Annotated in this window: 12 protein-coding genes and 1 riboswitch; of the genes, 1 reads left to right on the top strand and 11 read right to left on the bottom strand. The window is 43.4% G+C overall.

Annotated elements, in window-relative coordinates; all coding sequences use genetic code 11:
* Nucleotides 1-28 precede the first annotated feature (28 nt).
* From JJE29_07600 to JJE29_07620, 5 genes are all read right to left on the bottom strand, one after another.
* Nucleotides 29-952, bottom strand: coding sequence for a DUF4430 domain-containing protein (locus JJE29_07600; GenBank protein ID MBK5252478.1), 924 nt, complete (start codon nt 950-952; stop codon nt 29-31).
* Nucleotides 953-1083: 131 nt separating this feature from the next.
* A riboswitch (cobalamin riboswitch) is annotated at nt 1084-1252 on the bottom strand.
* Between the two features lie 65 nt (nt 1253-1317).
* Nucleotides 1318-1845, bottom strand: a complete 528-nt coding sequence (locus JJE29_07605) for a 2-oxoacid:acceptor oxidoreductase family protein (GenBank protein MBK5252479.1) — start codon at nt 1843-1845, stop codon at nt 1318-1320.
* A gap of 1 nt (nt 1846) precedes the next feature.
* Nucleotides 1847-2584: a 2-oxoglutarate oxidoreductase gene (locus JJE29_07610; GenBank protein MBK5252480.1), complete on the bottom strand. Its 738-nt coding sequence runs from the start codon at nt 2582-2584 to the stop codon at nt 1847-1849.
* Nucleotides 2577-3650, bottom strand: a complete 1074-nt coding sequence (gene vorB / locus JJE29_07615) for a 3-methyl-2-oxobutanoate dehydrogenase subunit VorB (GenBank protein ID MBK5252481.1) — start codon at nt 3648-3650, stop codon at nt 2577-2579. Before vorB ends, JJE29_07610 begins: the two co-directional genes overlap by 8 nt.
* Nucleotides 3651-3661: 11 nt before the next feature.
* Nucleotides 3662-3865: a ferredoxin family protein gene (locus JJE29_07620; GenBank protein MBK5252482.1), complete on the bottom strand. Its 204-nt coding sequence runs from the start codon at nt 3863-3865 to the stop codon at nt 3662-3664.
* A gap of 242 nt (nt 3866-4107) precedes the next feature.
* Here JJE29_07620 and JJE29_07625 point away from each other — a divergent pair, with 242 nt between their 5' ends.
* Nucleotides 4108-4581, top strand: a complete 474-nt coding sequence (locus JJE29_07625) for a hypothetical protein (GenBank protein ID MBK5252483.1) — start codon at nt 4108-4110, stop codon at nt 4579-4581.
* A 114-nt stretch (nt 4582-4695) separates the two neighbouring features.
* On the opposite strand, the gene glnA is transcribed toward JJE29_07625, so the two are convergent.
* From glnA to JJE29_07655, 6 genes are all read right to left on the bottom strand, one after another.
* Nucleotides 4696-6123, bottom strand: a complete 1428-nt coding sequence (gene glnA / locus JJE29_07630; protein MBK5252484.1) for a type I glutamate--ammonia ligase — start codon at nt 6121-6123, stop codon at nt 4696-4698.
* Nucleotides 6124-6204: 81 nt separating this feature from the next.
* Nucleotides 6205-7380, bottom strand: a complete 1176-nt coding sequence (locus JJE29_07635; protein MBK5252485.1) for a pyridoxal phosphate-dependent aminotransferase — start codon at nt 7378-7380, stop codon at nt 6205-6207.
* Nucleotides 7381-7545: 165 nt separating this feature from the next.
* Nucleotides 7546-8784: an Nramp family divalent metal transporter gene (locus JJE29_07640; protein MBK5252486.1), complete on the bottom strand. Its 1239-nt coding sequence runs from the start codon at nt 8782-8784 to the stop codon at nt 7546-7548.
* A gap of 48 nt (nt 8785-8832) precedes the next feature.
* Nucleotides 8833-9501, bottom strand: a complete 669-nt coding sequence (locus JJE29_07645) for a hypothetical protein (protein ID MBK5252487.1) — start codon at nt 9499-9501, stop codon at nt 8833-8835.
* Between the two features lie 9 nt (nt 9502-9510).
* Nucleotides 9511-10488 (bottom strand): agmatinase family protein, encoded by a 978-nt coding sequence (locus JJE29_07650; protein MBK5252488.1) that lies wholly within the window; start codon nt 10486-10488, stop codon nt 9511-9513.
* A 258-nt stretch (nt 10489-10746) separates the two neighbouring features.
* A complete protein-coding gene (locus JJE29_07655; GenBank protein ID MBK5252489.1) occupies nt 10747-11517 on the bottom strand; it encodes an IclR family transcriptional regulator in 771 nt (256 codons plus the stop codon).
* Nucleotides 11518-11650 lie beyond the last annotated feature (133 nt).

Below are 11650 nucleotides of genomic sequence, written 5' to 3' on the forward strand. Positions count from 1 at the left end.
CAATCCTATTGCATTTGCCGGATGTAGTTTATGGTGCACTGTAAACACCATCCTCCGTTACTGCAAGTCCAAAAGCGCCCTTCATACTTTCTTCGTCCATAAAGATATCCACAGCTTTCTTAACAAGACTGTTTTCATTTCCAATTACGATCAAAACCGCTGCTTCGCTGCCGTACGACTTTTGAATTGCTACTATTATTGCTCCTGTTTCGAAGCTGCCAGTTATGTTTCCGCCGTCATCGAATATCAAGAGTCCTTCATCGCTAAAGGTAGTATAAAGGCCCGCTCTATCCCTGTTTTCGAAAGCCTTTCCTATAAATTTATTATTTAACGCGTCTTCCCATGTGCCCACGAAAATTGCATCCTTGTCAAGATCATCCATATTCATGGATTCCGCATCGGTATCAATCACGCTGCCTCCAGCATTTTGGGCAAGGCTCTTTATTTTAGCCGCTTCAGCTTTAAAGCCACTGCTCCATGAAATTTCAACATTCCTTCCATCCAGCCTCTCGGGCCATGCATCTATCCTTGTCTTAACATACATAATACCGCCCCAATCATGAAAATCCCAAGAGATTGTGTTGGCGTCCTTTGCATTATATTGGTCTGCTCCAACCTCGGCCATTACACCGTTAATATAATAGAACCAATCCATTTTTGTTCCTTTTTTTTGGCTGTTTCCCTCTCCCGTATAACCTGAAGCCAGCCCGTTTATAGAATTTAGAAATCCTCCTCCATATGCAGTTTCAACATCAAAATTATCCTGCATCAAATCCATTACGGTATCATCATCGTTTGGAACTATAGTCTTTTCTTCAATAATTTCTCGTCCATAGTCTCTTGTAACGAGAATCGTCAATTCTCTTTTATCCGCTTGTTCGGCTTTTTCATTTACGCATCCGGTCAAAAGCGCCAATACTATTAAAATAGTCGTTAAAACTCTTTTTTTCATAAAACTCCTCCAAAAAAAATAATAAACTCCCTCCGATTTGGAGAGAGCTTCCATACAGTTCCCGACCTATTCAACTCATTGATTGCCAAAAGACCAAGATCCGTATTTTTTCAATCTCTCAGAGCCGGAGCAGATTTGAAAAACGCTCAGTCAGGTCTTCTGGCTCCCGGATCATCTGTCAAACCAAACCTTCCCATACATGCGTACAGTGGCAATTTTCGGTTTACATCCTCGGTTACAGCTGCGACTACAGCAAGGGCTTTGCACCCTTTTCCCTTAAACAAAGCATTTTTTTATTTCATGCAAAGTATATCACGCCGCCCCTCATTTATCAATGAAGGGCGGCGATAAATACCTGTGTACAATTATAGTGCTTCTGCACCTTTTTTTAACGCCTGGCGATTCATTGCTAGAAGCTCGGGTTTATGCTCAAGTTTTTCCGAAAGCACCGCTTCGAAAGCCTCCTGACTCAGAACTCCAATCTTTGCCATGTACGCTCCAAGCATTACTATATTCGCCACTTTTTTGGAACCGATTTCATATGCAATGTCATCTGCAGGCACATAGAAAACTTTTGTGCCAAACTTCGTTTTTGCTGAAGTTATACTGCTGTTTATGAATATGAAACCGTCATCCTTGACGGAATCTTCAAATCGAAGCAAAGAAGGTTCGTTCATCGCTATGAGAACATCTGTCTTGGGCTCTATAGGCGATCCTATCCTCCCATTTGAAATAACCACGCGGCAATTAGCCGTTCCACCGCGCTGCTCCGGTCCATATGAAGGTAAAAATGTCGCTTCCAAGCCTTCCTCACAAGCTGTATATCCCAAAAGCTTGCCCATAAGCATTATTCCTTGTCCTCCGAATCCTCCAATAATAAGGCTGCTTTTCATATCACTCCACCTCCTTGTAAACACCTAGAGGAAACACTTTGAGTGTATTCTCACGCATCCATTCCAAGCTTTCGAGCGGTGTTACGCACCAGTTGGTAGGACAATTTGACATAAGCTCAACAAATGAAAAACCCTTATTTTCAATCTGGAGTTCGAATGCTTTCTTTATGCCCGCCCTCGCCTTGATTATATTCTGTGGGGAATCCATTGAAAATCTAGCCACATAGCGCGGAGCCTGAAGCCCCGAAATAATCTCGCACATCTTCATTGGATACCCCTCGGTAAGTGGATTTCTCCCTTTCTGAGTTGTAGTGGAATACTGATTTTCCAGCGTTGTAGGAGCCATCTGTCCTCCAGTCATCCCATAGATGCTGTTGTTTACGAAAACAACCGATATGTTCTCGCCCCTATTTGCTGCATGCATTATTTCCGAAAGCCCTATTGCCGCAAGGTCTCCGTCACCTTGATAGCAAAATACAAATTTGTCAGGCGAACACCTTTTTATACCGGTCGCAACCGCAGGCGCCCTTCCATGGGCTGAACTTATCATATCAACGTTCCAATAAAAGAGCCCAAGCGTTCCACAACCAACAGGCAATACGCATATGGATTTTTCCCTTAGGCCCAACTCATCCAAAACCTCTGCCACTATCTTGTTGGCTACTCCATGCAGGCATCCTGGACAATAGGTGCTAACCTTGTTTCTTATTGATTCCGGCCTTCCGTAAATCTTATCCATTCAAGGCGCCCCCCTTTGCAAGTTTTCGAACCGCGTCAGCAATCTCATCCACACCGATTATGACTCCTCCCGATCTTCCGAAGGTGGATATTTCAGCCCGGCCGAGCACTCCCAGCCTTACATCATCCACCATCTGCGCCGGAATGGACATCTCGACATCCAGCACATGCTTCACAATATCGTAATCCATATTTTCAAAAGCCTCGTACGGAAAAGGATATAGGGTTATTGGTCTTATGAGACCGACCTTTATTCCTTCTTTCCTAAGCATGTCTATTGCCGTTTTGGCTATTCGCGCGCTTGTTCCGTAGGCTGCCAAAACAATTTCTGCGTCATCCATTTCGTAAAACTCCACCTCTGTGTCTTTCGCTGCCCAAGACTCATAGAGTTTTTCCATCTCAATGTTGAATTGCTCCTGAGGCTCCGCGGTAAGGGATACGGACAATACGGTTCTAGGCTCCCTTTCAAGGCAACCGTCAAGGACCCAATCCTCTCCTCTATTGCTAGCCACGTGGTATTCAGGCAAAACGACAGGTTCCATCATTGCGCCCAAACATCCGTCAACCAATACCATGACTGGATTCCTATCCCTGTCGGCGTAGTCAAAAGCCTTGTAGGTATAATCAACCGCTTCCTGAATAGTTGACGGCGCAAACACCATCATCCTAAATCCACCATGGCCTGATGCCTTTGTTGCCTGCAGATAGTCCTGCTGCGCAGGCATTATTGACCCTAATCCCGGCCCGCCGCGCATCACGCTTACAATAACAGCCGGAAGCTTCGACCCGGCAATATATGAAATCCCTTCCGATTTAAGACTGATACCCGGCCCTGAAGAAGATGTCATAGCCCTTGCTCCTACAGCTGCCGCGCCGAAAACCATGTTTACCGACGCAACTTCACTTTCTCCCTGAACAAAAACTCCACCATAATCAGGCATCCTTTTAGACATGTATTCCGGTATTTCATTTTGAGGCGTTATGGGATACCCTGCAAAAAATGTGCATCCCGCTCTTAGGGCCGACTCGGCAATAGCCTCGCAGCCTTTCATAAAATGTCTTTTCACCTGTTTTCCTCCTATTTGAATACCTCTATAGCCGAATCCGGGCACATTATGGCGCATAGCTTGCACGCTATGCATTCATCCGGTCTTGCTACAACCGCATAACGATATCCCATTTTATTGGAATCGTCACCTATTTCCAAAACATTTTTGGGACAAACCACCACGCAATATCCGCAACCCTTGCAATTTTCCGAAACGATGCTTACATTTCCCATGTCATTCCTCCTTAGCGTCAGATGATATAATTCCTTAATTATATCATCTTTTATCTATTATCATAATATTTCATCTATTCTTTCGAGGAAAATTTGCGTCCTTACAAAGGAAAGTTATAAACCATATCAAAAGGGGTATGTTGATTCTATAGGTTAGGGATTTCGTTTGGCGTTCTGCGGCTTTCAAGCCTCTATACATCAATTTCCTTATAGGTTCAATGATAGGCCTCATGATGATTGGAATGACCAGCAGCGTAGGCGTAGGTTTTTCGAACCTCCCTCCCAAAACCGTATACACTTTGCTGCCCCTTTTCGCCATATTCAATGGAGTAGGACGGCCGGTATTTGGATGGCTCACCGACCGCACATCAATTCTGCGGGCTATGAATATTTCCTACATTCTGATAATCCTCGCTGCCAGTCTAATGATATTTTCAAGCGGAAGCAGTTCCACCTTCTTTGCGATTTCGTTCTCAATATTCTGGTTTAACCTGGGCAGATCGCTTGCAATAGCTCCAGGGACTACAATATCCCTATTCAGGACAAAACACTACAGCCAAAACTATAGGGTCGTATTCACTGCCTACGGAATAGGCGCAATAATTGGCGTACTAGCCTCGGGCGCTCTGCTTGACATGCTAAAGGGCTACAGAATCATCTTCGGATTGATCATAGCCTTATGCATCTTTGGTATTTTTTATTCGAAAAAACTTTAGGCTTTACTCCATATCTTTTGCAAATGACAAACGCTCAAAAAACCCCCAGAACCTTTGATGTCAAATCAAAGGCTCCGGGGGTTTTAATGGATGTTTCTATTATAAGGTGTTGGATCACGCGTTGAAATACATCTCGAACTCTATCGGGTGCGGCATCCTGTTTACCTTATAGAAATCGCTTCTTATTTTTGCTACATGATTCTTAATTATATTCTCTGTAAACACCCCGCCGGCAAGCAAGAACTCATTATCTTTTTCCAATGCATTGGCGGCGTCAAGCACACCGGTTGGAAGCGATTTGATCTTGCTTTGCTCCTCTTCAGGCAACGCGTACAAATTGACATCATATGGTCCAAATTGCGAACTATCAATCTTGTTGATTATTCCATCGAATGCAGCCATCATTATTGCCGAAAAAGCAAAATATGCGTTGCTTGTCGCATCAGGCGACCTTAACTCGAAACGCTTCTCGTCGGCGCTGATTGCGTATCCGGGAATCCTTATTGATGCGCTTCTGTTTGAGGTTCCGAAACATACGCTTATCGGAGCCTCGTATCCGGGCACAAGGCGCTTGTACGAGTTTGTCGATGGGTTGGCAATAGCTGTAATGGCGTCAATATGAATAAGAATACCCGCAATTGCGTGATGGGCCAATTTCGACAATCCGGAATAACCGTCCTTGTCGTACATTAGATTCTTGCCGTTTTTATTGAGCATCATGTGTACATGCATGGAGCTTCCGCACTCGTCCACAAAGGGCTTTGGCATAAATGTAACGGTTTTGCCAAATTCCATACCGCAGTTGTTCAGCAGGTTCTTGAGTTTAAGGGCGCTGTCTCCTACCTCCCTTATCCCTGCGAAGTTTACTTCTATCTCAACCTGTCCCGGTCCGCCATTTTCGGAATGATGGTACTTGATGGGAATTCCGATTTCCTCGGCTTGAAGACAGGCTTCGTTTCTGAACTCGTAGCTGCTGTCATAGGGTGAATCCAGATGGTATCCCCCATGGGCGGGCACTGAAACCGCAAGATTTTGTCCCTGGTTGTTTCCCATATTCCACTCGGCCTGGGCTGAATCTAGTCTGACCTCCATATGCGCATTCGTTGTTTTGAATGAGGCATGGTCAAGAACGAAAAATTCGAATTCCGGTCCCAATAGGCAGGCATCGGCAATATCGTTGATTTTCATGAAATTTTCCGTTTTTTCGGCTACATATCTTGGGTCATCCTCAAATCTCACGATTCTGCCATCCTTTATTTCATAGATGTTCGCAATCACAACAATCGTCTTGTTTCTTTTGTATATGTCCACATATGCACTTGTCACATCCGGTATCATCACCATGTCGGATTTTTCGACCGTAAGAAATCCGTAGCTTGATCCGTCGAATCCTATGCCCTTTTCCATGATGTCTGGGGTAAGCTTTGTTGATGTTATCGACAATCTATGCCATCTTCCGGAAAGGTCTACAACCTTGAAATCGATAGTTTTAACCTTGTTTCTTTGGCAATAATCGATCATTTCTTGAATGTTTTTAAACATGACAACTCTCCTCTTTACAGGGTCAGGCCCTGCTTTATATTATTTTAAATCCACCCTTTTGCCTTGTCTTCCGCGAGCTTATTACCGTATTGCTCTTTCCATTCTTAGTAAACATTCCTCAAGCACCGATCTTGGGCATGCGAAATTCACTCTCACAAAGCCCTCTCCACCCGGTCCAAATAGATGTCCTTCATCGAGAGCAACTTTCGCTCCTTTGCGCATAAGGTCTTCGAGCTCGCCGTTTGTTTTCACAAATCTACTAAAATCAAGCCAAGCCAGATATGTCCCCTGCGGTCTTGTAAAACCCACCTCGGGCATTCTCTCATTAATGACGCTTTCCATGAAATCAATATTGTCCTCAAGATAATCCATGACCTGACCAAACCATTCCTCTCCCTCGTTGTATGCCGCTATAAGGGATGTTATGGCAAATGGATTTGTCCAGCCTACGCTATTCTTATCAAGCGTTGCTTGGTAAGCCATGCGAATGGCCTCATTCTTTATTATTAGATTCCCTGCCTGCATGCCTGCAAGGTTGAACGTCTTGCTTGGGGAAACGCACACTATTGCATTCCTGGCAATTTCGTCCGCAAGACCCACAAATGGTACGTGCCTTTTCCCCTTCATGATGATGTCCGAATGAATCTCGTCTACGAGCATTATGACACCATTTTCCAGGCAAATCTCGCCAGCTTTCTCAAGCTCTTCCTTCGTCCATACCCTACCCACAGGGTTGTGAGGACTGCAAAGAATCATGAGCTTGACCCTGGGATCTCTAGTCATTTTCTCCAGGTCATCGTAATCCATTGTGTAGAACCCGTCATCGCATTTCAAGAGGTTGTGCACAACCTCGCAACCACCATTTTCTATGGCACTTGAAAACGGCCCGAACACGGGATTCTGAACTACAATCTTATCTCCCGCCTCTGCAAACGTTTCTATGGCATATTTGATTGCTGGCACAATTCCCGGTACAAACACGAGCCAGTCTCTATCAACTTCTAGTCCATGCCTTTTTTTATTCCAATTGATAACAGCATCATAGAAGGCTTCCCCCGCTTGGCTGTATCCGAAGATTCCATGTCTCACCCTGTTTTCAAGGGCCTCCAAAATTGGACTTGCACAAACAAAATCCATATCCGCAATCCAAAGCGGGAGCAGATTCTTGTCGCCATATTCGTCTTCAATAAAATTGTATCCCCATTTTATTGAATCGGTGTTTCTTCTATCGATAATCTCATCGAAATCGTATTTCATAATTCATCTTCCTTTGTATTTTATGTTTTCGATTTAGTCAAAAATGGAATGAGCGCAAGCCCATTCCATTTTTGATGATTTTTTCAAACATATATTAATCGTGGATCAGGGCCTGGCTCAGATTAATATTGTTCTCAATTAATGTGATATTGGATTTGTTCGTTATTAGCCAAGAAACGACTTGAATACTGAAATTACGCTGCTTCCACCGATAACAAGTGTGATAATGCTAATTGCGATTCCAATTATATTAACAAATGTGCTATTTGCATATTTGCCAAGTACCTTCTTTGAACAAGTGATATATACCAAGAATATGACTATGACAGGAAGGAATATTCCGTTTAGTGCCTGTGCCATGATGATGATTGTAAGCGGGTTGAAGCCTGTAGCCGCCCCGAATATTCCAAGAACCAAGATTCCGATATTTGTGTAGAAGAATCTCTTGTCGCTCTTGTCCAGTTTCCATCCAAGCAGTCCCCCCAATACATAGGATACTCCAAGAGGCGTAATTACTGCCGACGAGAATCCTGCGGCGAATAGGCCTATGCTCATGAAGATGTTTGCGAATGCGCCAAGTGTCGGCTCAAGCTGAATTGCCATGTCTGCAGCAGAGTTAACTGTCATGCCTCTCATTACAGTTGCAGCCGTAATCATTACCGAAGCCGTTATGAGACCACCAATCATGATTGAAACATATGTGTCCCATCTTGAAAGCACGAGGTCTTCAGGCTTGTGCCAGTTGTTTTTAGCATTTGTGCAATGAATGAAGAGATTGTAAGGCACGATTGTTGTTCCAATTAAGGCAACACAATACATGAGGGAACCTTCTGGAATTCTAGGAACCAAACCTGCCATCATGGCGCCCATGTCGGGCTTGACTACAATCATTGTAACTACGAAAACCGAAACCATTGTAATTACCAAAACACCGAGTATTTTCTCAAGCCATTTTACAGTTCCAGCATTAAGCAATATGAGTATTATTATGCCGATACCAGGTGCAATATAGTTTGTAGGAATTCCCGTCAGGTTTGAAATACCAAGGGACGTTCCAAGAAGGTCTCCCGACATGTATGCTATTCCGCCAAGGGTTATTGATCCTCCAACAAACAGTATGGCAATCTTCTTCATAAGCGGATTTTCTTCAAATATGTCTGTTATATGCTCAGCGAGTCCCTTTTGAGTTATAATTCCAAGTCTTGCCGACATTTCCTGAAGTGCTATTGTTGCAACTACTGAAAATATGATGGTCCAAAGAAGTGCGTATCCAAAGCTTGCTCCTGTTCTGGTGGCTGTGGTGACTGTGCCCGGGCCCAAGAATGATCCAACAATGATGATTCCAGGCCCCATGGCCTTCATCTTGTCTTTAAAGGTATACTTCTTTTGCAGGTTATTTTGCAATTTTTGTTCCATATTCCTACTCCTTTTTTCCCGATATCGGGAGTCCTATTAAGATATAAGCCAGTCAAATATACTATGATTGCTTGTTACTACATCCATTTCCAATAGGGCTTCAATCTCTTCCCTAATCTCCATTGACCGAAAATTAGTGCAAGAAATAAATAATAAATCGCTTTTTCCTTTAATATCAACTTTACTGCTTTCTATCAAGTTCAAAATGGTTTCGGGCCTTACCTTGGAAATATCCCTGTCATCTATCAATCCCAGGCCTTGATGAAAAGATACCTCCACCCCGAACTCATTTAAACTTCTAACCATAAATTCATTGACCTCCGCGGTATATGGGGTTATTAGCGAAATTTTTCCGGGCTTCCTTCTTCTTATTTGATCAAGAACCGCTCCGAAAGCGCTGATTCCTCTACAACCCATCTCGCCTGAAATGAATGCTTCCAAGCGTTTCAAGCCTTCTACCCCATATACGGCGGATGCCGAAGTGCATCCGAAGACAACAGCATCAAAATTCGTGATGCCTTTTAGAAAAGTCAAACCCTTTGGCAGTTCCTCGTCAACCATTTTCTTTTCTGCTTCTTCTCCTACCTCGTCAAGCCACATCCTATGGGTGTGAATAATATAATTTCCGGGGAGATTCTTTTGCAAATCAGTCTCCAGTGTTGTATCAGTATGAGGAATTATAAGAGCTATCCTTTTCTCTTTCATTGTTGCCTCCTAGAGATTGAATTTTCTTTTAGTTACTCCTGCAAGAAGGTGGAGGGTCATCCATACGGCAGTGTGGGAAGACACGTTGGCTTTGTCTTCAAGAGGATAAATTTCCACATAATCGAATGCTTCAGTCTTGGCCTTGCCGCATTCGTTAAGCATCATTGCCAATTCGAATGATGTCATGCCGCATGGATCGGGGGGGCCTCCGGGGTTGTTGGCAATATCTAAAATATCGGAACATACAGTTACATAAATAGCATCCGTTCCGTCGCTTGCTACCTCGATTGCTCTTTCAATGGCCTGTTTCCATCCATTGAGCTTGATGTCCATCCCAGGGATTACTGTCGCGCCAAACTTCTTCGCGTTCTTCAAGGCGTCGGGATGGTTTCTCGGGCCTCGAACTCCTATGTGTACAATATTTTTTGCATCTATGTTCTCTTGCTCATATACCCTGTAGAATGGTGAACATCTCGCCAATTTTTCCTCTCCGAAGCTCTCGCAGTTATCCATGTGAGCGTCAAAATGAATGACGCCGATTTTGCCATTGTATCTCTTGGCAAAAACTTCTATCAGGGGATTAGAGATGGAATGGTCTCCACCAAAAACAACCGGGAATTTCCCGGCATCAATTATTTCACCGTATTTTTTCTTGATTCCATCGAAGGTCACATCGTAGTTGCCGTTTTGAACGATGGAATCCCCATAGTCTCCGCCCGTGAAATAATCGAATATGTCTATATCGTAATCGAGCATGTACCCGCCATATCTGGCCGACGCCGCTCTTATGGTTTTAGTGGACAATTCGCAGGCGCTGTATGACCCCCAAGTGCAGATGCCTTCCCACGGAACGCCCATGACTACAATGTCGTATTTCTCCAGTTCCTCTTTGCTGGAAATCTTAGGAATGCCTAAAAAGGTAGGTGTCCCGCTGTAAACCTCCGGGATTACTCTTTCTGGAACATAACAAATCGGTTTGTTTTCCATTATTTCCCACTCCTTTTTTTTGTTTTTCTGTTTTGCCATATTGAAAGCTTAATGCAAGTATATCTGCCTTCAAAAGCCATCGTCAACGAAAATCGCCATAAAGCAACGCTTTGCGACAATGTCAAACGGCAAACTGATTTTTCGTATAATTCTGCAAATTGGTGTATATGTATGCGACAATGTCAAAAAAAGAGCCTTCGCGCAATGAACTGCGCAGACTCTCTTTAATCTATAAAACTTATTGAATTAACTTTAGAATTAAAATAAATCCTCTGTTAGTTTTTTACTCACCCTCTGAAGATTTTCCGCTATTTCTTCAATCATGCTTCTAATCTTAACATCAGCTCCCGATATGCTCAGAGTTCCCACCAACGTATCCTTCTTTGTTACTATAGGCACTGCAATGGACAGGCAACCCTCATCGGCCTCTTCATCCTCAAGCGAATAATTTTTTTTGATTATTTCGTTTATATTGGAAATAAGAGCTTCCTTAGCAATCATAGTCTTGCCGGTTATGGGAACCATCTTTGTGTTCTGGAAATATTCATCCCTTTCCGCAACACTCATTCTGCTAAGCAGTATCTTACCCGAAGCGGTGCAATAGAGCTGCATCTGGCTACTCAGAGCAACGCTGAAGATATAGTGCGAGTTGACAGGGGTTGTCATATCAAGAAAATGAAGCCTGTTCCCGTTCACAGTAAACACATGTGTCGTGCACTTGTACTTGTTGCTGATACCGGTCATATAGCTTTTACTCATTGTCCTAAGCCTTGTCTTGCTTGCCTGCATAGCCAATACGCTCTTATCGAAAAGAGCCTGTCCTAGCATGTAGTTTCCATTGCAATTCTGCTGTATGAACCTGTTGTTGTGAAGAGTGTTTATGATCCCGTGGACAGTGCTTTTGTTAAGGTCAAGATGCTTCGCTATGTCGTTCAGACTCATCTCTATGTTATTTTCGTCAAAACAGCTTATGACATCTATGGCTCTTTGTATGGATTGTATGTTTTTCCCTTTTCCTTGAACATCCATGATTCTTTTCACCCCGTTTTGCAATATAAATATTTATTCTATATTATCAAACGCACGGCTACATTGTCAATTTTAAAACCATATAATCATATGCACCTGGGAATAAGCTACCCTAACGCAAACGACGCAAAAA

Source organism: Peptostreptococcaceae bacterium (assembly GCA_016649995.1).
Taxonomy (GTDB): Bacteria; Bacillota; Clostridia; order Peptostreptococcales; family BM714; genus BM714.